This window comes from Sphingomonas aerolata, assembly GCF_023935825.1.
Classification (GTDB): Bacteria; Pseudomonadota; Alphaproteobacteria; order Sphingomonadales; family Sphingomonadaceae; genus Sphingomonas; species Sphingomonas aerolata.
Window position 1 is genome coordinate 3,870,958 of the sequence record NZ_CP098762.1, and the last position, 19,999, is coordinate 3,890,956.

Annotated in this window: 20 protein-coding genes; 6 read left to right on the forward strand and 14 right to left on the reverse strand. The window is 68.4% G+C overall.

Features of this window, described 5'->3' with window-relative positions; all coding sequences use genetic code 11:
- Positions 1-64: 64 nt before the first annotated feature.
- From tilS to NEF64_RS17755, 6 genes are all read right to left on the reverse strand, one after another.
- Positions 65-1,084 carry a tRNA lysidine(34) synthetase TilS gene (gene tilS / locus NEF64_RS17730; protein WP_056408903.1) on the reverse strand — a complete coding sequence of 340 codons (1,020 nt, stop codon included), beginning with the start codon at positions 1,082-1,084 and terminating at the stop codon, positions 65-67.
- Positions 1,085-1,115: 31 nt separating this feature from the next.
- Positions 1,116-2,033: a tol-pal system YbgF family protein gene (locus NEF64_RS17735; protein ID WP_031440315.1), complete on the reverse strand. Its 918-nt coding sequence runs from the start codon at positions 2,031-2,033 to the stop codon at positions 1,116-1,118.
- A gap of 68 nt (positions 2,034-2,101) precedes the next feature.
- On the reverse strand, positions 2,102-2,971 hold the full coding sequence (locus tag NEF64_RS17740; protein ID WP_252574366.1) for a helix-turn-helix domain-containing protein: 870 nt from the start codon (positions 2,969-2,971) through the stop codon (positions 2,102-2,104).
- Between the two features lie 102 nt (positions 2,972-3,073).
- Complete coding sequence (gene ptsP / locus NEF64_RS17745) at positions 3,074-5,347, reverse strand: phosphoenolpyruvate--protein phosphotransferase (RefSeq protein ID WP_031396191.1); 2,274 nt, start codon at positions 5,345-5,347, stop codon at positions 3,074-3,076.
- A gap of 94 nt (positions 5,348-5,441) precedes the next feature.
- Positions 5,442-6,467 carry a Holliday junction branch migration DNA helicase RuvB gene (ruvB, locus tag NEF64_RS17750; protein WP_031440317.1) on the reverse strand — a complete coding sequence of 342 codons (1,026 nt, stop codon included), beginning with the start codon at positions 6,465-6,467 and terminating at the stop codon, positions 5,442-5,444.
- A 76-nt stretch (positions 6,468-6,543) separates the two neighbouring features.
- Positions 6,544-7,605 (reverse strand): SDR family oxidoreductase, encoded by a 1,062-nt coding sequence (locus tag NEF64_RS17755; protein WP_056409239.1) that lies wholly within the window; start codon positions 7,603-7,605, stop codon positions 6,544-6,546.
- A 117-nt stretch (positions 7,606-7,722) separates the two neighbouring features.
- Between NEF64_RS17755 and NEF64_RS17760 the strand changes: the two genes are divergently transcribed.
- Entirely contained in the window at positions 7,723-8,142 is a 420-nt protein-coding gene (locus NEF64_RS17760; RefSeq protein ID WP_056408901.1) for a winged helix-turn-helix transcriptional regulator, read from the forward strand.
- A gap of 2 nt (positions 8,143-8,144) precedes the next feature.
- On the opposite strand, the gene ruvA is transcribed toward NEF64_RS17760, so the two are convergent.
- The 4 genes from ruvA to NEF64_RS17780 all read right to left on the reverse strand — a co-directional run bounded on the left by ruvA (position 8,145) and on the right by NEF64_RS17780 (position 10,768).
- The gene (gene ruvA, locus NEF64_RS17765) at positions 8,145-8,744 is read right to left on the reverse strand and encodes a Holliday junction branch migration protein RuvA (protein WP_031440320.1); all 600 of its coding nucleotides are present in this window, start codon (positions 8,742-8,744) and stop codon (positions 8,145-8,147) included.
- A complete protein-coding gene (ruvC, locus tag NEF64_RS17770; RefSeq protein WP_031395213.1) occupies positions 8,741-9,247 on the reverse strand; it encodes a crossover junction endodeoxyribonuclease RuvC in 507 nt (168 codons plus the stop codon). Before ruvC ends, ruvA begins: the two co-directional genes overlap by 4 nt.
- Positions 9,248-9,453: 206 nt before the next feature.
- Positions 9,454-10,197, reverse strand: a complete 744-nt coding sequence (locus tag NEF64_RS17775; protein ID WP_031395214.1) for a YebC/PmpR family DNA-binding transcriptional regulator — start codon at positions 10,195-10,197, stop codon at positions 9,454-9,456.
- A gap of 28 nt (positions 10,198-10,225) precedes the next feature.
- Positions 10,226-10,768 carry a DUF1003 domain-containing protein gene (locus NEF64_RS17780; RefSeq protein ID WP_056408897.1) on the reverse strand — a complete coding sequence of 181 codons (543 nt, stop codon included), beginning with the start codon at positions 10,766-10,768 and terminating at the stop codon, positions 10,226-10,228.
- 113 nt (positions 10,769-10,881) lie between these two features.
- Here NEF64_RS17780 and NEF64_RS17785 point away from each other — a divergent pair, with 113 nt between their 5' ends.
- Positions 10,882-12,345: a helicase HerA domain-containing protein gene (locus tag NEF64_RS17785; RefSeq protein WP_056408895.1), complete on the forward strand. Its 1,464-nt coding sequence runs from the start codon at positions 10,882-10,884 to the stop codon at positions 12,343-12,345.
- On the opposite strand, the gene NEF64_RS17790 is transcribed toward NEF64_RS17785, so the two are convergent.
- From NEF64_RS17790 to NEF64_RS17800, 3 genes are all read right to left on the reverse strand, one after another.
- Positions 12,346-12,630 carry a DUF1294 domain-containing protein gene (locus NEF64_RS17790; protein WP_056408893.1) on the reverse strand — a complete coding sequence of 95 codons (285 nt, stop codon included), beginning with the start codon at positions 12,628-12,630 and terminating at the stop codon, positions 12,346-12,348. It lies immediately after the preceding gene.
- A gap of 89 nt (positions 12,631-12,719) precedes the next feature.
- Positions 12,720-12,962 (reverse strand): DUF2312 domain-containing protein, encoded by a 243-nt coding sequence (locus tag NEF64_RS17795; protein ID WP_197975315.1) that lies wholly within the window; start codon positions 12,960-12,962, stop codon positions 12,720-12,722.
- Between the two features lie 160 nt (positions 12,963-13,122).
- Positions 13,123-13,431 carry a DUF1244 domain-containing protein gene (locus NEF64_RS17800; RefSeq protein ID WP_031440324.1) on the reverse strand — a complete coding sequence of 103 codons (309 nt, stop codon included), beginning with the start codon at positions 13,429-13,431 and terminating at the stop codon, positions 13,123-13,125.
- Between the two features lie 80 nt (positions 13,432-13,511).
- Here NEF64_RS17800 and pyk point away from each other — a divergent pair, with 80 nt between their 5' ends.
- From pyk to NEF64_RS17820, 4 genes are all read left to right on the forward strand, one after another.
- Positions 13,512-14,975 (forward strand): pyruvate kinase, encoded by a 1,464-nt coding sequence (gene pyk / locus NEF64_RS17805; protein WP_056408891.1) that lies wholly within the window; start codon positions 13,512-13,514, stop codon positions 14,973-14,975.
- A 74-nt stretch (positions 14,976-15,049) separates the two neighbouring features.
- Positions 15,050-17,104, forward strand: a complete 2,055-nt coding sequence (locus NEF64_RS17810; protein WP_043157585.1) for a carbon starvation CstA family protein — start codon at positions 15,050-15,052, stop codon at positions 17,102-17,104.
- Positions 17,101-17,298, forward strand: a complete 198-nt coding sequence (locus NEF64_RS17815; protein ID WP_031395223.1) for a YbdD/YjiX family protein — start codon at positions 17,101-17,103, stop codon at positions 17,296-17,298. Before NEF64_RS17810 ends, NEF64_RS17815 begins: the two co-directional genes overlap by 4 nt.
- Positions 17,289-17,831, forward strand: a complete 543-nt coding sequence (locus tag NEF64_RS17820) for a biliverdin-producing heme oxygenase (RefSeq protein WP_056408889.1) — start codon at positions 17,289-17,291, stop codon at positions 17,829-17,831. The genes NEF64_RS17815 and NEF64_RS17820 overlap by 10 nt, the downstream gene beginning before the upstream one ends.
- Before the next feature lie 3 nt (positions 17,832-17,834).
- Here NEF64_RS17820 and NEF64_RS17825 read toward each other — a convergent pair whose 3' ends face one another.
- Entirely contained in the window at positions 17,835-19,961 is a 2,127-nt protein-coding gene (locus tag NEF64_RS17825; RefSeq protein WP_252574368.1) for a histidine kinase dimerization/phosphoacceptor domain -containing protein, read from the reverse strand.
- Positions 19,962-19,999 lie beyond the last annotated feature (38 nt).

A 19,999-nucleotide genomic window follows, 5' to 3' on the forward strand; every position in this document is an offset into this window, starting at 1 on the left:
CAGGTTAATGGCAATGGAACAAGCCGCGACTTGGCAGCAATCAATGTGTCCGCGCGGGACGAATCTACCCCGAGCGACGCGGCGGCGCGGGGCGGAAGCGCCAGACGCCCGCGCGGGGCGATGCGATCACCCCCGCCTGAGTCGCGCGCTTGCCCGCGATCAGCGCATCGAGCAGCCGTTCGATATTGACCGCCGCGCTCCAGTCGCCCTCGATCGTGGCGGCCGCGTCCTGCCCGGCACCGTCGCGGGCGGCGTCCGTGACCGCATCGCGCACCACGCCAATCGCGCGCCGGACCATGCGACGCAACAACTCGCGCGGCACGTCGCCGACGGTCAGCCGGACCTCGCCCGCCGCGACCTTCGCGCGGTCGGCCCAGAGCCATTCGACCGCCGCGCGGACATCGGCATCCGCCTCCGCCAGTGCCGCAGCCGCGCGCGCCAGATTGGGCGTGCCTAGCCATTCGTTCGCGCCGAGCAGCCGACGAAACCGCGTGCGGTCATGCCGATCGTCGTGGTTCGACGGATCGTCGAAGAACGGCACCTCGGCGCGGCGGACGATCGCGCGAAGCTCCGCCCGGCGCCAGTCGAGCAGCGGCCGGATGACGGGGATGCCCGCGACCTCGGTCCGGGCGCGCACGCCCGCCAGCCCCGCCAGTCCCGATCCGCGCGCGGCGCGCATCAGGAACGTCTCGGCCTGGTCGTCGGCATGGTGCGCGGTGAGCACGCATCCCGCACCGATCGCGCGCGCATGGTCCGCGAGCAGCGCATAGCGGACGGTGCGCGCCTGCGCCTGAATGCTCGCCCCGGTGATCGGCTCGGTCGGTGCCAGCGTCGCGTGGCGGATGCCGAACGTCGCGCAATGCGCCGCCACCATCGCCGATTCGCCCGCGGCTTCGGGGCGCAGACGATGGTCGACGCTGGCCACGGTGAAACCAGTCCCGAGCGATTCCTGCGCGAGCGTCAGCATCGCCATGCTGTCGGGTCCGCCCGACACCGCGAGCACGGGCGATGTCAGCCCCGCGCCAAGCCTTGCAACCTCCGCTGCAAAACGCTGGGCCTCCTCGGTGAGGACAGGATCGCTCATCCTGCCGGCCACCACACGCCGCGATCTGCGCTCACTTGCACTTGGCGGTGGCTCGTCCGGCAGCGACCTTGGCGGTCATGTCGCGTGAGAGCTTGGCGCCATAGACGTCGTTGAGCTCGTCATACACCTTGCACGCATCGGCGGACTTGTTCAGCTTGGTCAGCGACTGGCCGAGATAATAGAGGCTTTCGGACGCCCGCTCACCATCGGGCATCTTCTTGTAATTGTCGTAGAATGCCATCGACGCGAGGCTCGGCTTGCCCTCGTCGAGATAGGCGCGGCCGAGCAGATTCTGTGCATAGCTCGCGCGCCGGTCCTTCGGATAGGTCGCGACCACCTTCTTCAGCTGCGTCTGCGCCTCGGCATAGCTCTTGGCCGCCCACAGCCGATAGCCGTAGAGATACTCGTCCTCGGCCGGATTGCCGGTCGACGGCTTCTCGACTGCGTTTGCTGGCCGCGCGGCGGCGGTGGCCCCCGATGGCCGCGCCGGCGGCCCGGCGTCCTCGTCCGGCCCCCCCGTGCCCTCGACGGCCGTTCCGGCGGCACCGGGCGCGCTGTTCGTCCGGGCGGCCTCGATCAGCTTCATCCGGTCGTCGGTTGCACGCCGATACGCGTCGAACTGCTCCTGCAGCTGGCGGATCTTGTACTCGGTCTGCTCGACCTGCCCGGTCATCGACGCAATCTGCTGTTCGAGCGAGGTCACGCGCTGCGCCAGATCGGCGACCGCGCTGGTGGCGGGCGTGCCAGGACCGGGGCCTGCGGTCGTCTGCGGACCCGTCACCTCGGGCTGCAGCAGCTGCCCTGCCCCGCCCGGGAACACCTTGCGCTGGACCGCGCGCATCTCGCTTTCGAGCTTGCCGACACGACCTTCGACGTTCGACTGTGCGGATGCCGCGACGGGCAGCGATGCACCGGCAAGCAGAATGCCGACGATGATGGACTTATGCATGGGCTATACCCCCCGGGGCACTGGATAAGACGAGCGATATAGCTGCAACATCATTCCTGTCGCCAGCCTTAAGGCGTTCCCGATGCATTGCCCGGTACCCCCTCGGCGACGGCATCGCCACCGCTCGCGGCAGGCGCGCCGTTCAGCCGTGCGGCAATCGCCGGGGCGCCGACGCGGACGTCCTTGATCGCGCGTTCGCCGGTTCCCAGCGGCGGCACGTTCGAGCCGTTGAGCGTGACCGTCAGCTTGTCCGGGCGACCGACGTTGATCATCGGATCCTTCGCGTCGCGCGGCACGTCGAACCGGTCGCCGGCCTTCATCGTCCCCAGATACAGCGTCTTGTTGTCGGCATCATAGACGCGCATCCACACCTCGTCGGTCGCGGCAAGCGTGACCTGCCCGGTCTCCAGCGCCGGCGCCGCGGGCGTCGCTGCGGGGGAGGCCGGCGTCGGGCTGGGCACTTCGGCGACCGTCGCCACCGATCCCGCCGCAGACCCGGACGTGGTCGCGCCGCCACGGAACAGGTCGGTCCCGTACCAGATGCCGACCAGGATCAGCACGGCCAGCGCGATGCCGAGCGCGATCACCGCCACGCCGCGCGACGGTACCCGCGACGGATCGGACATTTCATAGGGTTCGTATTCGGGCGTGCGGCGCACGATCTTGCCAAGCTCGGCGCGCACGAGATTGGCCACCCGGACCTCGTCCGCGCCGACCGCGCGCGCATAGGCCTTGGCGAACCCGACCGCATAGGTCGACGACGGCAAAGTCGCGTAATCAGACGCCTCGATCGCCTCGAGATGCCGCAGCGGCACGCGCGTCCGGCCCCCGACATCGGCGATCGTCAGCCCCTGTGCCTCGCGCGTTGCACGCAGGATATCGCCGGCCCGTTCGGGCGAGGCGGGCGGAGGGATCTGCCCGGTTGCGACGTCGTCCATTCTTGTCTCCGATTATGGGCTGTAGCGCGCGCCCATCAAGGCGGGTCATGTTCCAGAGCCAATAACCCATGTCAACGCGAAGGCCCTAGCGAAACCCGCGCGTCAGGCGAGCTCGACGCCGTTTTCCGTTGCCCAGTCGGTCAGCACGGCACGCATGTCGCGCGGTGGATCGGCGAGCAAGGCCGTCATCTTCGCGGTGATCGCCGCCAGATCGAGCGAGCGCGCCATCGCCTTGATCGGCCCGACCGCCGCCGGGGTGATCGACAGCCGGTCGATCCCGATCCCCGCCAGCGCCATCGCCTCGAGCGGCCGCCCGCCCATCTCGCCGCACACGCCGAGATCGACACCGGCGGCACGCGCGGGCTCGACAAGCCGGGCGAGGAACCGCAGGATCGACGGGCTCAGCCAGTCATAGCGCTCGGCGAGCTTGGGATTGGCGCGGTCGGCGGCAAACAGGAACTGTGTCAGGTCGTTGGTACCGACCGACAGGAACTGGATCTTGGGCAGCAGGATGTCGAGCATCTCGGCAAGCGCTGGCACCTCGAGCATCGCGCCATAGCGGATCGTCGTCGGCAGCTTGCGCCCGCGCCCCGCCAGCCAGCTCCGCTGCGCCTCGAACAGCGCCTTGGCCTCGTCGAACTCCCAGGGTTCGCTGACCATCGGGAACATGACGTTGAGCGTCCGCCCCGCCGCCGCTTCCAGCAGCGCGCGCGCCTGCACCTTCATCAGCCCGTCGCGTTCGAGCCCCAGCCGCAGCGCGCGCCAGCCCATCGCCGGATTTTCCTCATCCGCGGCGGCCTTGTTGAGATAGGGCAGCGCCTTGTCGCCACCGATATCGACGGTCCGGAAGATCACCGGCCGATCGCCCGCCACCTCCAGCACCTCGCGGTACAGCCGCTGCTGGCGCTCGCGCTGCGGCAGCGTCGCGGATACGAGAAACTGGAATTCGGTCCTGAACAGGCCGATCCCGTCCGCGCCGGTGATGTCGAGCGCGGCCGCATCGTCGCGCAGCCCGGCATTGACCATCAGCGTCAGCCGGTGGCCATCCTTCGTGATCGGCGGCACGTCGCGCAACGCCGCGAACGCCGCCCTGCGCTTCTGCCGCAGCGCAAGCCGCGCCTCGAACGCCTCCTCCATCGCCGCGGAGGGCCGCGCGAAGACATTGGCGTCGGCGCTGTCGAGCAGCAGCAGGTCGCCCTCGGCGATCAGCCGCCGGACGTCGCGAACACGGCCGAGCACCGGCACGCCCATTGCCCGCGCGACGATCGTCACGTGCGCGGTCAGCGATCCCTCCTCGAGGATCACGCCCTTCAACCGGCGCTTGTCATATTCGAGCAGCTCGGCTGGCCCCAAATTGCGCGCGATCAGGATCGTGTCCTGCCTAAGCCCCATCTGCGCGGCGGTGCCCATCTGGCCCGACACGATCCGCAGCAGGCGGTTCGCCAGATCCTCCAGATCGTGCATCCGGTCGGCGAGCAGCGGATCGTCGATCTGCCGCATCCGCTGGCGGGTGCGCTGCTGGACGCGCTCGATCGCCGCCTCGGCGGTCAGCCCGGAATCGATCGCCTCGTTGATCCGCCGTGCCCAGCCCTCGTCATAGGCGAACATCTTGTAGGTCTCGAGGACCTCCTCATGCTCGCCGCCGACGCCGAACTCGGCCTCGCGCGTCATCCGCTCGATGCCTTCGCGCATCTTGTCGAACGCGGCATAGACCCGGTGCCGCTCGGCATCGGTGTCCTCGGCGACGGTATGCTCGATATGGATGCGCGGCTGGTGGAACACGGCAAAGCCCGCGCCCATCCCGTCGACCAGCTTCTGCCCCGGGATCCGCATGGCCGCGGTCGATTGCGGGCGATCCGACCCGCCGCCCGCAGTGTCGATCAGCCCGGCATTGGCGATCAGCTCGCTCAGCACCATCGCGACGGTCTGCAGCGCCTCGATCTCGACGTCCTGATATTTGCGCGTTTCGGCATGCTGCACCGCAAGAACGCCGACCGCGCGTTCGCGCCGGATGATCGGAACCCCGGCAAAGCTGTGATAGCGCTCCTCGCCGGTCTCGGGCTTGTAGGCGAAATCGGGATGGCTCGCCGCCTCGTCGAGATTGAGCACCTCGACCTGCTGCGCGATCGTGCCGACCAGCCCCTCGCCCAGCGCCAGCTTGGTGACGTGCACCGCCTCCTGCGCAAGGCCGCGCGTCGCGAAGAGCTCGAGCACGCCTTCGCGCAGGAGGTAGATCGAACAGACCTCGCTATCGATCGCCGCGGCGATGATGCCGACGACCGAATTGAGCTTGGCTTGCGCAGTCGTGCGCGCGGCCATCACGTCGTGAAGGCTGGTGAGGATCTCGCGGGCGGAGGCGGCGGCCGAAACGGGCATGGGGAGGAGCTACCAGATCAAGCGCTTGGGTGCCACGCAACAAAAGTATTCTTCTGCGCAAGCCCGGTCGATCGTCATTGCTGCATGCCCCGCCTCAAACGTCGAACAGCCCGTCCTGGCTCCCAACCGGCGGGTTGAGTCCGAGATGCTTCCAGCCGCCCGCGTTCATGCACCGCCCGCGCGCGGTCCGTGCAACGAGGCCGAGCTGGATCAGATAGGGCTCGATCACCTCTTCGATGGTGTCGCGCGGTTCGCTGAGGCCCGCTGCCAGCGTCTCGACCCCGACCGGACCGCCGCGATAAATGTCGGCGATCATCATCAGATAGCGCCGGTCCATCGCGTCGAGCCCCAGCGCATCGACCTCGAGCCGGTTGAGCGCGGCGTCGGCGGTGCGCGCATCGACGATCTCGGCGCCCGCGACGTCGGCAAAGTCGCGAACCCGGCGGAGCAGGCGCCCGGCGATCCGCGGCGTGCCGCGTGCGCGCCGCGCCACCTCCATCGCCCCGTCCTTCGAAATCGCGAGCCCGAGCAGTCCGGCCGCACGCGTCACCACGCGTTCGAGCTCATCGACAGTATAGAATTGCAGCCGCACCGGGATGCCGAAGCGATCGCGCAGCGGCGTCGTCAGCAGGCCCTGTCGCGTCGTCGCGCCGACCAAAGTAAAGCGCGGCAGGTCGATCCGCACACTGCGCGCGGATGGCCCCTCGCCGATCATCAGGTCGAGCGCGCGGTCCTCCATCGCCGGATACAGCACCTCCTCGACCGCGGGCTGCAGCCGGTGGATCTCGTCGATGAACAGCACGTCGCCATCCTCGAGATTAGTCAGCAGCGCGGCAAGGTCGCCCGACTTGGCGATCACCGGGCCCGAGGTGGCGCGGAACCCCACCCCCATCTCGCGCGCGACGATCTGCGCAAGCGTGGTCTTGCCGAGCCCCGGCGGCCCGAAGAACAGCACATGGTCGAGCGCATCGCCGCGTGCCTTGGCCGCCTGGATGAAGATCCGCAGATTCTCGCGCGCGGCCTTCTGCCCGACGAATTCGTCGAGATTCTTGGGGCGCAGCGCCGCATCCACGTCCTCGGGGCGGCGGGCTGGCGTGAGCAGGCGTTCGGCATCGGTCATCAAGCCCGTTCCCTACCCGTTCACGCCCGCCCCTGTCACCCCGTCGCGCGCGTCCCGCCCGACCGGTCTATCAGATTCACGGGATCAGCCGGTCCGCGCGGAGCTGCGCGAACAGGTCGAAGAACGCGTCGTCGGTCGGCTGATAGCGCGTAAAGCCCATCCGCCGGCTCTTGCCCATGTCGGTGACGACCTCGATCGGCCGACCAAGATCGGCATCGGTGTGCCACGGCGATGCGAGGCGCGTGAGATCGGCCTCGACCAGCCCCTCGCGCTCGGCGATCCGCTGCCACACGACCGCGTCATCGGCCATCTGCTCCTCGAGCGGGACGATCGTGCCGTCGAACGGCGCCGCCTCGATCCCGAACCATTCTGCGATCCGCGACCACATCCAGCTCCAGCGGAATACGTCGCCATTGACGATGTTGAAGTCCTGGTTCGCCGCCTCGGGCGTCGTCGTCGCCCAGACGAGCTGCGCCGCGAGCTGACGCGCATCGGTCATGTCGGTCAGCCCGTTCCACTGCGCCGCCGATCCCGGAAAGCGGAACGGCCGCCCGGTCTCGCGGCACAGGGTCGCATAGGCCGCCAGCGTCGTCCCCATGTTCATCGCATTGCCGACCGCCTTGCCGATCACCGTGTGCGGACGGTGCACGCTCCAGCTGAAGCCGTCGCGTTCGGCCGCGGCGAACACCTCGTCCTCCTGCGCATAATAGAAATTCTCGACCTCGAGCCGTCCCTGCTCCTCGCGGAACGGCGTCTGCGGCAGCACGCCCTTACCATATGCCTCGAACGGCCCGAGATAATGCTTCAGGCCCGTCACCAGCGCGACATGCCGCACCGACTTGGCGGGACGCAGGCCGTCGAGCAGGTTGCGGACCATCGCGCCGTTGACGCGGATATTCTCCGCCTCGGTCGCCTGGCGCGACCAGGTCGAGACGAACACCGCGTCGGGCGCCAGATCCTTCAGCGCGGCGGCGGTGCCCGCAGCGTCGGTCAGGTCGGCGGCGACCGGGTGCACGCCGGGCTGGTCGGACGGACGCCGCGCGAGGCCATGGACCGTCCATCCCTGTTCGATCAGCAGCGCCGCCGTCGCGCTGCCGACAATACCGCTCGTGCCAACCACCAATGCCGTCCGGGCCATCGTCATTCTCCGTTTCGCTTGAACGCAGTAGCTAGGCATCGCCCGCGACGCGTTCTAGACGGCACCATTCGGGGCCCCGGGCACCTTCCGGGACCCAGCGACGTTCAGGAACCCAGCATGACAACGCCCCCCGATCACGATCCCGCCCCCGTGGCCGACGACTGGCGCGAGGATTGCGCACCGCGCCGGGTGCTCGACCTGTTCGCGACCAAATGGACGAGTATGGTCCTCCACACGCTCGACGCGCGGCACGAGGGCGGCGCGCGTACTGGCGTCCTCCACCGCAGCCTGCCCGGCATCTCGAAGAAGATGCTGACGCAGACGCTGCGCGACATGGAAGGCAGCGGGCTGATCCTGCGCGACGTACTCGCGACGATGCCCCCCGCGGTCGAATATAGTCTGACGCCGCTCGGCAGGCGGTTCGTCGAGCCGGTCAACCTGCTCTACGACTGGGGCCGCACCAATGCCGACGCGCTCGACGCGTTCGGCCCCGGCCCCGCGCCCCGCCGGTCCGCGAAACGGCCGAAGACCGACTGAGACTAGGGCTTCGACGCCTTGCGCAGCGCCAGCCGGACGAGCGCGTCGAGCGTCGCGCCCGGCCCCAGTTCCTCGTCCGCCGCCGCCACCGCGACGCTCGCCTCGGCAGGCCGGAACCCCAGGTTGAGCATCGCCGACACCGCATCCGCCGACGCGCCCGGCGCCGCATTGACCACCGCGGGCCCGAGCCCGAGCGCGATCCCGCCGACCTTGTCCTTCAATTCCATGACGATGCGCTGGGCGAGCTTCGGCCCGACGCCGTTCGCGCGCGCGACCATCGCCTTGTCGCCGCTGGCGATCGCGCGCGACAGGTCGACGGGTTCGAGCGCGGACAGGATCGCGAGCGCAACCCGCGCGCCGACGCCCTGCACCGCGGTCAGCAACCGGAACCAGTCGCGCTCGTCCGCACTCGAAAATCCGACGAGCCGCTGGAAATCCTCGCCCACCAGCAGTTCGGTGAAGACGGTGCAGGCCTCGCCGATCGGCCCGAGTGCCGACAGCGTGCGCGCCGACGCGCCGACCAGATAGCCGACCCCGCCGACATCGATCACCGCATGGTCGATCCCGGTCGAATCGAGCCGGCCCTTCAGATGGACGATCATGCGCCTACTCCCGTGCGTCGCGACAGCGCCGCCGCGCTCGCGACATGATGCGCGTGCGTAATCGCCACCGCCAGCGCGTCGGCGGCATCGGGGCCGGCGAGTTTCGCGCCGGGCAGCAACACCGCCATCATCGCCTGGATCTGTTTCTTGTCCGCGCCGCCGGTGCCGACGACGCCTTTCTTGACGGTCGAGGGGTGATATTCGCCGATATGCAGCCCCGCCCCCGCCGCCGCGAGCAGCACCACGCCGCGCGCCTGCCCCAGCTTCAGCGTCGACTGCGCATTGGTGTTGCCGAGCACTTCTTCGACCGCGGCGCCATCGGGCCGCTCGGCGCGGATCACGTCGAGCAAGGCCGAATACAACGCCGTCAGCCGCCGCGGCAGTGCCATCGAGGGATCGGTCCTGATCTGGCCATTGGCGATATGGCTCAGCCGGTTACCGTCCGCACGGATGACGCCCCAGCCCGTGGTGCCGAGGCCGGGGTCGAGTCCTAGAATAATCATAGGGAATAAGGTGGGTTCACGCGGAGGCGCGGAGACGCGGAGGGGGTGCGCATTTTGCGACCGTCGCGCGTCAGCGCGACCTTCACGCCGTCGGGCTGGCCGATCGGCGATAGGCCGCTGACGCGGAAAACGAACCCGCGCAGGGCAACTCTCCGCGCCTCCGCGTCTCCGCGTGAAAACACCTTCTTCATCTCAGCCCCAACGAATCAACCCAGCGTCTCCATGATCTCATCCGAGATCTCGTAATTGCCCCACACCGTCTGCACGTCGTCGTCATCGTCGAGCGCGTCGATCAGCTTGAACAACGTCGCCGCATCGTCCGCATCGACCGCGACCATGGTCTGCGGCCGCCAGGCGAGCTTCGCGCCCTCGGCCTCGCCGAGCTTCGCCTCGAGCGCCTTGGCGACTTCGTGCAGATCGCCCTGCGCGGTCCAGACCTCGTGCCCGTCCTCGCTCGACGTCACGTCCTCGGCCCCCGCCTCGAGTGCAGCCTCGAACACCGTGTCGGCATCGCCCGCGCTCGCCGGATAGGAAATGAGCCCGACGCGGTCGAACGCATGGCTCACCGACCCGCCGGCACCCAGGTTACCGCCATTCTTGCCGACCGCGACGCGCACGTTGGTTGCGGTACGGTTGCGGTTGTCGGTCAACGCCTCAATGATCAGCGACACGCCGCCCGGGCCGAAACCCTCATAGCGGATCTCTTCGTAATTCTCGGCATCGCCGCGGCTCGCCTTGTCGATCGAGCGCTGGATGTTCTCCTTGGGCAGCGACGCCGCCTTGGCCGCGTTCACCGCCGCGCGCAGGCGCGGGTTCATGTCGACATCGGGCAGGCCCATCTTGGCCGCAACCGTGATTTCCCGGCTGAGCTTGCTGAACGCCGACGAGCGCTTCTTGTCCTGCGCACCCTTGCGATGCATGATGTTCTTATATTTGGAATGGCCTGCCATCTGTGCCTCTATAGCTGATGCGCCGCTCTTAGGCTCCGGCACCCGATTTCGCCAGAGCATCGATTTTCGCCTCAATCGCGTCGAGCCGCGCGAGCACCAGATGGTCGATCTTGTGATGCACGCGCAAAATGTCCAGCTCGGCGCGCAGATTGGTCTCGTAATCGAGGCTCGCGGCGAGCCGGTCCTTCGCCGATTGCCGGTTCTGGCTCATCATGATGATCGGCGCCTGGATCGCCGCGACCGTCGACAGCAGCAGGTTGAGGAAGATGTAGGGATAGGGATCGAACGCCGCGTTGAAATGCGTGAGGATGTCCGAATTGAGGATCATCCAGCCGAGCAGCACCGCAGTGAACGCGATGATGAACCCCCACGACCCGCCGACCGCCGCAACCCGGTCCGAGAGCCGCTCGCCGAACGTCGCGCGTTCGTCGGCCAGGTCGGCGGCGTCGCGACTGACCGTGGTCCCCGCCTCGATCCCCGCGAGCACGCGGCGCTGCTCGTCGTTGAGCTCGCCGGGGGACTTGCCGAGCAGGCGGTGCGAGAGATCGTCGAGCGGAGAGGATGTAGCCATGGCGAAAGGCGTAACCGCGATTGCGGATTAAGCCAGCGCGCAAAACCGCGCTTGCGACGAGACCCGCGAAAGACTCCTTGCCCCGATGCGCCCGCACCTGCCAAACGCGCGGCATGACGGTTAGCGTGAATATGGGCACCGACGGCAATGGTACGGCCGTCGGCGTCGACCTGGAGGAACTTCTCGCCACGCGCCTGCTGGTGCAGGGCAATTCGGGATCGGGAAAATCGCATCTGCTGCGCCGCCTGCTCGAACGGTCGGCGGGGCATGTCCAGCAGATCGTGATCGATCCCGAGGGCGATTTCGTGACGCTCGCGGGCCCGCATGGCCATGTCGTGATCGAGGCGGGCGATTATAGCGAACGCGAGATCGCGCGCATCGCCACGCGGTTGCGCGAACACCGGACGTCCGCGGTGCTCAGCCTCGAGGGACTCGAGGTCGAGGGGCAGATGCGCTGTGCCGCGTCGTTCCTCTCTGCGCTGTTCGATGCGCCGCGCGAGCATTGGTATCCGGTGCTCGTGGTCGTCGACGAGGCGCAGATGTTCGCGCCCGTCACCGGCGGCGAGGTGTCCGAAGAGGTCCGCCGTGCCTCGCTCGCGGCGATGACCAACCTGATGTGTCGCGGCCGCAAGCGTGGTCTCGCCGGCGTGATCGCGACGCAGCGTCTGGCGAAGCTCGCGAAGAACGTTGCGGCGGAGGCCTCGAACTTCCTGATGGGCCGCACCTTCCTCGACATCGACATGGCACGCGCCGCTGATCTGCTCGGCATGGAGCGGCGTCAGGCGGAGGCGATCCGCGACCTCCAGCGCGGCACGTTCATGGCGCTCGGCCCCGCGGTCTCGCGGCGGCCGATCACCGTGAAGATCGGCGACGTCGCGACCTCGGCACGCAGCGGCAGCCCCAAGCTCACCCCGCTGCCGAGTGCCGCGCCGATGGACCTGCAGGACCTGCTGTCCGAGCCGGTGGTCGACGCGCCCGAACTCGGCCTGCTCTTCGATTCGCGGCCGCGGCGCGTCCCGGCGGAAGAACTGCTCGACGGTATCGCCCGCCCGCCCGAGCCGCGCACCGCCGCTGCCCCGCCGCCCGAGAAGACCGATGACGAGGTCGAGGCGGTCTATGCCGACGTGTTCCGCGCGATCGTCGAGGATCCCGAATCGACGCTGCGCCCGCCCTCGGTGCTGTTCCAGGATTTCCAGGTGCGATGCCGGATGGGCGGCCTCGCCAAGCCCCCGCTCGATCTGCCGGGCTTCGTCCGCCGGCTGAGTTGCGCACGCGCCGGGATCTTCGACATGACCGACGAGGCGTGGACCGCCGCGCTCGACGTCGCGAGCGGGCTGCCCGACGACATGCTCGGCGCGTTCCTGCTGGTCGCGCGCGCCGCGCGTGAGGGCGAACCCTGCCCCTCAGACGCGCGCATCGCCGCAACCTACGGCACCAGCTCGCTCGGCCGCGTGAAGCGCCTGATCGGCTATATCGAAAGCCGCAACCTGATCGTCTGCCGCACCGACCTGGCGGGCAAGCGCTCGATCACGATCCCGGGACTCGGCTGGACGACACTGCCGGCAGAGGCGGCTTAACTAGAACGCGAAAGCGAAGATCAGTCCGGCGACCACGCCAATCTGCACGATCGCGATCATCTGCAGCCGGCCGACGAACGGCTGCTTGCGGGTCTTGTGGCGAAAACGACGGCGCGCCCAGAAGGCGCCGGGGCTGCCACCGAACGCTGCGAACCAGAGCAAACGGGATTCGGGGATGCGCCATGCGCCGCCGCGCGATCGGCGCTTGTCCAGCGCGAACGCGGCGACCGTGACCGCGTTGATCACCAGAAACAGAAATGACGCCGCAGCGATCGATCCGGGCATGGCTCACCGGTACCGCGTCGACGTTGACGCGGCGTCCACCCCGGCGTCGATGACGCATCGCGAGGAAGACACCGCGCAGAGACCGATCGTCAGATCATCCCCAGAGCCTGAAGGTACACCTCGAGGATCGCCTCCTCCTCCTGATATTCTTCCTTCTTCTTCTTGCGGATCGACAGGATCTTGCGGATCGCCTTGGGGTCGTAGCCACGGCCCTTGGCCTCGGCCATCACGTCCTTGATGTCGTCCGCGATACCCTTCTTCTCTTCTTCGAGACGCTCGGCGCGCTCGATCAGCAGGCGCAGTTCGTCCGCTGCGACCGCGCCGCCGCCCATGCCATGTTGGCGTTCGTCCGTCATGATACTCGTCCCCATTCGCTCGAAACACAGACCCGCATGCGGCGTCCGGGGTCCCAAGGACCGCCGATGAATCGCGCCGCTGCAAGTGCGGCGCCGCGTCTAGGCGGTAACCGTTCGCGGCTCAAGCGACCCCGGGTCAGACGACCGCATTCTTGGCGACGCTGGCCTTCATCCGCTCGAGCTGCTCGGGCGTGGCGTCGCCCTGATGCTGCGCCTTCCACTGCGAATAGGGCATGCCGTACACCGCCTCGCGCGCCGCATCCTTGTCGAGACCACCGGCCTCCTCGACCCAGTCGGACAGGCAGTTGCGGCAGAATCCCGCCAGACCCATCAGGTCGATATTCTGCGCATCGTCGCGGTGGCGCAGGTGGCGGATCAGCCGGCGAAAGGCCTGCGCCGCTACGGCATCGTCGAGTGTGTCCAGCGTGTCGCTATCGTGGTTCATTCGTATGCTCCGTAGTTGATCCCACCGAGATAGGGTTTAAGGCCCGTGGCGGCAAAGACCTCCCCCAGGAAACGCAACGCATGACCATGGCCATCGCACCCCGCTCGCGCAAAGTCCGCATCCTCGCGACGCTAGGCCCTGCCAGCAGCACGCCCGAGATGATCGCGACGCTGTTCCGCACCGGCGCCGACGCGTTCCGCATCAACATGAGCCACGGCGACCAGCAGTCGAAGATCGCGGTGATCCAGGCGATTCGCGCGCTGGAGAAGCAATATCGTCGTCCCTCGACGATCCTCGCCGATCTCCAGGGTCCCAAGCTGCGCGTCGGCAAGTTCGACGGCGGCCGCACCGTGCTCGAAACCGGCTCGACCTTCGTGCTCGACCGCGACACGACGCCGGGCGATGCGACCCGCGTCGAGCTACCGCATGATGAGATCTTCGCCGCGATCGAGCCGGGCGCGCGCCTGCTGCTCGACGACGGCAAGCTCGTCCTGCGCGTCGTGTCGCACAGCCCGCGCGAGATCACGACGCGCGTCGAGGTCGGCGGTGCGCTGTCGAACAACAAGGGGCTGAACGTCCCCGACGTCGTGCTGCCTATGGCCGCGCTGACCGAGAAGGACCGCAGCGATCTCGACTTCGCGGTCGACCAGGGCGTCGACTGGATCGCGCTGTCGTTCGTCCAGCGTCCCGAGGATCTGTGGGAGGCGCGCAAGCTGATCGGCGGCAAGGCCGCGCTGCTCGCAAAGATCGAGAAGCCCGCCGCGATCGAGCGGCTCGAGGAGATCGTCGAGGCGTGCGACGGCGTGATGGTCGCGCGCGGCGATCTCGGCGTTGAAATGCCCCCGCAGGCGGTGCCGCCGCTGCAGAAGCGCATCGTCGAGGTGTCGCGTCGCATGGGCCGCCCGGTCGTGGTCGCGACTCAGATGCTCGAATCGATGATCACCTCGCCCTCGCCGACGCGCGCCGAGGTCTCGGACGTCGCGACCGCGGTCTATGACGGTGCCGATGCGATCATGCTCTCGGCGGAAAGCGCCGCGGGTGCATGGCCGGTCGAATCGGTCGCGATGATGGACGCGATCGGCGTGTCGGTCGAGGCGGACCCGGAGCACGGCGACCGCATGCACTTCACCGTGATGAAGCCCGATCCGACGACGGCCGACGCGCTGGCCGAGGCGGCGAAGAACATCGCCGCGACGGTGTCCGCGGTCGCGATCATCTGCTTCACCACCTCGGGCTCGACCGCGCGTCGGATCGCGCGCGAGCGGCCCTCGGTGCCGCTGCTGGTGCTGACGCCGAGCCAGGACACCGCGCGCCGTCTCGGCCTGTTGTGGGGCACGCATGCGGTCCACACCCGCGACGTCGAATCGTTCGAGGACATGGTCGCCAAGTCGAAGCGCATGGCGCTGCGCCACGGCATGGCGAAGGCGGGCGACCGCGTGATCGTGCTCGCGGGCGTGCCGTTCCGGACGCCGGGCTCGACCAACGTGCTGCATGTCGTGCGGATCGTCGGCGACGAGTTGAAGGGCCACCACTCGCAGGTCTGAGGTGCGCCTCCCCCTAGCGCTCCCCTGCCAAATCCGCGATGGCTGGTAGAAGGACCGGACGGGGGAGCAACCGCATGACGTTACGCGAAAAGATCGGCTGGGGCGCGATGAGCCTGCTCGGGGCGTGCGCGCTCGCGGTGGTCGCGTTCCAGCGCGGCGAGCATGTCAACGCGCTGTGGATCGTCGCCGCATCGGTCTCGGTCAACCTGATCGCCTATCGCTTCTACGCCCGCTATATCGCGCGCAACGTCATGCAGCTCGATGCGACGCGGCCGACCCCCGCAATCCGCCGCGCGGACGGGCTCGATTATGTCGCGACCGACCGCAACGTCCTGTTCGGCCACCATTTCGCCGCGATCGCCGGAGCCGGACCGCTGGTCGGGCCGGTGCTCGCCGCGCAGATGGGCTATCTCCCCGGCACGCTCTGGATCCTCGCCGGCGTCGTGCTGGCGGGCGCGGTGCAGGACTTCATGATCCTGTTCATCTCGATGCGCCGCGACGGGCGGTCGCTCGGCGAACTGATCCGCATGGAAATGGGTGCGGTCGCGGGCACGATCGCGCTGATCGGTGCCTTTGCGATCATGGTCATCATCCTCGCGGTGCTCGCGCTGATCGTCGTCCGCGCGCTCGCGGGCAGTCCCTGGGGGCTGTTCACCGTCGCCGCGACGATCCCGCTCGCCTTCGCGATGGGGATCTACACGCGCTGGATCCGTCCGGGCCGCATCGGCGAGGTCTCGATCCTCGGCGTCATCGGGCTGCTGCTCGCGATCGTCTATGGCGGCCAGGTCGCCGAGTCCGCCTTCTGGGGCCCGGTCTTCACGCTGACCCCGGTCCAGCTGTGCATCCTGATGGTCGGCTACGGCGCGGTCGCGTCGGTGCTGCCGGTCTGGCTGCTGCTCGCGCCGCGGGATTACCTGTCGACCTTCCTGAAGATCGGCGCGATCGTCGCGCTGGCGATCGGTATCGCGGTCGTCGCACCGCCGCTGCGCATGCCCGCGCTCACCAAGTTCATCGACGGCAGCGGTCCGGTCTGGTCGGGCGGGCTGTTCCCGTTCCTCTTCATCACGATCGCCTGTGGTGCAGTCTCTGGCTTCCACGCGCTGATCGCCAGCGGCACCACCCCCAAGCTGATCGCCAGCGAGGGTGACGCGCCCTTTATCGGCTATGGTGCGATGCTGATGGAAAGCTTTGTCGCGATCATGGCGCTGGTCGGCGCGACGATCCTCGATCCCGGCATCTATTTCGCGATGAACAGCCCCGCTGCGGTGCTCGGTACGGACGCAGCGTCGGCGGCGGCCGCGGTCACCAATATGGGCTTTGCAATCACGCCAGAAGCGCTGGCGCAGGCCGCGCGCGACGTCGGCGAGACGACCATCATCAGCCGCACCGGCGGTGCGCCGACGCTGGCGGTCGCGATGGCGGAGATTTTCAGTAACCTGATCGGTGGTCAGGCGATGAAGGCGTTCTGGTACCACTTCGCGATCCTGTTCGAGGCGCTGTTCATCCTGACCGCGGTTGATGCCGGCACCCGCGCCGGCCGCTTCATGCTGCAGGACCTGATCGGGCTCGCGGTGCCGTCGTTCCGCAATGCCTCGGCGATCGGCCCGGGCATCGTCGCGACCGCGCTGTGCGTGACCGCCTGGGGCTTCTTCCTCTACCAAGGCGTCACCGATCCACTCGGCGGGGTGAACACCTTATGGCCGCTGTTCGGCATCTCGAACCAGATGCTCGCCGCGGTCGCGCTGATCCTCGCCACGGTTGTGCTGTTCCGGATGAAGCGCCAGCGTTATGCCTGGGTGACGATCCTGCCCGCCGCGTGGTTGTGCCTATGCACGATCACCGCGGGGCTGCTGAAGCTGTTCTCGAGCGATCCGAAGGTCGGCTTCCTCGCGCATGCGTCCAAGTTCGCGGACGCTGCGGCGCGCGGCGAGATCCTCGCGCCTGCCAAGACGATGGCAGAGATGCAGCGGATCATCTTCAACGACCGGATCGACGCGGCGCTGATCGCGCTGTTCCTCGGCGTCGTCGTGTCGATCCTCGCCTTCGGCATCCGCAGCTGCCGCGCGGCGCTGAAGGTCGATCGCCCGACCGTGACCGAGGTTCCGCCCATGCTGGTCCCGGCGGAATGACGCCGCGCATCCGCCACCTGCTGGCACGCGCGCGGGAGACCGCGCTGATGATGGTCGGCCAGCCCTCCTACGCCGCCTATCTGCGCCATATGGCCGAGCATCACCCCGGCCATGCGGCGATGGATCCCGCGGCGTTCTTCCGTGACCGCGAACAGGCGCGCTACGGCGGCAAGGGCGGTGGCCGATGCTGCTGAACGACCCGCCACGCTCGATCGTCGCCGCGCTGCGCAGCGCGACCGGCGGCGATCACGACCGCGTCGACGCCGCCTATGGCGACTTCGACCTCGCCGCGCCCGACAGCTACCGCGCCTTCCTCCATGCGCACGCGCGCGCACTTCCCGCAGCGGAGGACGCGCTGGCAGCCGTCCCGGGCCTGCCGCACTTCCGCCCCCGCACGCCCCTCCTCGCCGCCGACCTCGGGGCGCTGGACGAGGCGATGCCGCCACCGCTGCCCTTCGCGCTGCCCGCGGGCGACGCGGCGGCCTGGGGCGCGCTCTATGTCGTGGAGGGATCACGGCTCGGCGGCATCATGCTCGCGCGTACCGTGCCCGACGGGCTGCCGACCGCCTATCTCGGTGCGCGCCATCTGTCGGGCGAATGGCGCGAGCTGCTCGGTGCACTCGACCGCGCCGCGACGCTTGTTGGAACAGACAGGTGGATCGACCAGGCCATCACCGGCGCGCGTGCGACCTTCGACCTGTACCGCCGCGCCGCCGCCGCACGCTGAGCCTCAATCCTCGATCGGGGCGGTCATGATCACGCGCAGCCCAGGCATGTTGTCATGCTGCGCGATCGATCCCGACAGCCGCCCGACCACCGCGTTCATCATCCGGCTGCCGAACCCGACGCGCGTGCCGGTCTGACCAACGCCCTTGTCCGCGACGATCAGCCGGATCTGGTTGCGATATTGCTCTAGCGCGATCAGGATCGGCCCCGGCTGCCCGCCATAGGCATATTTGCTCGCGTTGATGACGAGCTCGGTCAGGATCAGCCCGACATTGACCGCGCGGTCGGTCGGCATCAGCACCGGTGCCAGGTCGAGCCGCATCTGCGCGCCCCAGTCCTGCCCCAGCGTCCCCTTCATGTCGCCCGCCAGTTCCTCGAGATAGCGTGCTAGGTCGACCGACTGGACCTGATCGTCGCGGTACAGCCGCCGGTGCACCAGCGCGACCGCAGACAGCCGTGCCTGCGCCTCGGCAAGATGCGCGGTGACATTGGCGTCGCCTGCCGCCTTGGCCTGCAGTGCGAGAAACGCGGAGACCATCTGCAGGCTGTTCTGCACACGGTGATTGACCTCCTTCATCAGGACGTCCTTCTGCTCGATCAGCACGTCCTTTTCGGCCAGCGTCCGCTGCAATTCGCGGTTGAGCGCGCGCATCCGGTTGCTCGCATAGCTGTCGTGGAACATCCGACGCAGGCGATAGCCGGCCTCGATCTCCTCGAGCGACCAGCGCCGCGATTCGCCACGCACCTCTTCGGTCCATGACGCGAACGACGTGCGCGGCGTCAGCTGTTCGGCGGGATCGCCCGACGTCGCCTTATGCGGATTGCCTGCCCATTCGATCTCGGTGATCCGCTCGGCGCGGAACCACAACAGCACCGCGCCCTCGTCGATCAGCGGCATGGCAAGCAGCCCGCTCGCCTTTGACCGATAGCGTTCCGCAGGCGGGTAGAGCGTCGACAGCGCATGCGTTGCAACGATGTCGCCTGTCCCGCGGCTGCGGATCCACTCGACCAGGTCCAGTACGTCTCTGTCGTCCGGACACTGGCCGTCGCGCTGCACCGCGCCGTGCTGGACGAGCGCGAAGCCGTCGCTCGCCAGCATCCGGCGCAGGTCGTCGCCGACCGCCGCCGCGGTCCGCTGCGCGCTGCCCTCGGTGGCCATCTTGAGCACGACGACGTCTTCCACCGACCGCAGCCGCAGGCGTTCGCGGTATCCCTCGGCCTCCTCCTTCGCGCGGATCTGTCGGGCGAGGCTACTCGCCAGCGTGCTCGCGGTCGCGCGAACATCGGGCGCCAGCGTCCGCGGCGTCATGCTGTGGCAGGCGATCATCCCCCACAACAGCCCGTCCTTGACGATCGAGATCGACGCGGACGCCGCGACGCCCATGTTGGTCATGTAGCGCAGATGGATCGGCGACACGCTGCGCAGCGCGACGTCGCTCAGGTCGAGCCTCTCGAACCCAGCAGGGCGCAGGATCGCGGGTGTATAGACCGCATGCGGGATCGCGCGCGTCCGGTTACGGACATACAGCGCGCGCGCCTGTTTCGGGATGTCGGTCGCAGGAAAATGATGGTTGAGAAAACTGTGCAGCGCAGGGTCGCGATCCTCGGCCATCACGCGTCCGGATTCATCGTCGAGAAAGCGATAGACCATGACGCGGTCGAACCCGGTCAGCGTCCGGAACGCGACCGCCGCCTGTTCGCACAGCGCCTGGAAACTGCCCGACCGCTCGAACGCGGTCGCCATCGAATCAAGCCAGCCGAGCACAGTCGCGGCGCTCGACGGCGCCGTCGTGGCGGGCTCGAGCTCGACGAGGACGTATTCCTCGCTCGCATGCAGGACCATGTGGAACTGCTCGCTGGTACCCGCGACCAGCGTGCCGACCGCGGCGCCGATCATGCTGCCGCGCCCCGACCGCTCCGCCAGCAGCGCGGCGACGTCCTGCCCGATCAGCGTCGCGAGGTCCGCGCCCAGCCAGTCGGGGGTCAGCCGCGTTTCGATATCGCCCGCGCCCGCAACGACGCGCAGGCTCGCCGCATCGGCGACGAGCAACAGCCCGTGCGGCTGGATCGCGCCGGGAATGTGTATGGGCTCCCGATCGCAGGCCGTAAGGTCCAACGCGGTATCAGTCACAGATGCTGGGCCTTTCCCTCAAGCCGCGACCATGTCGT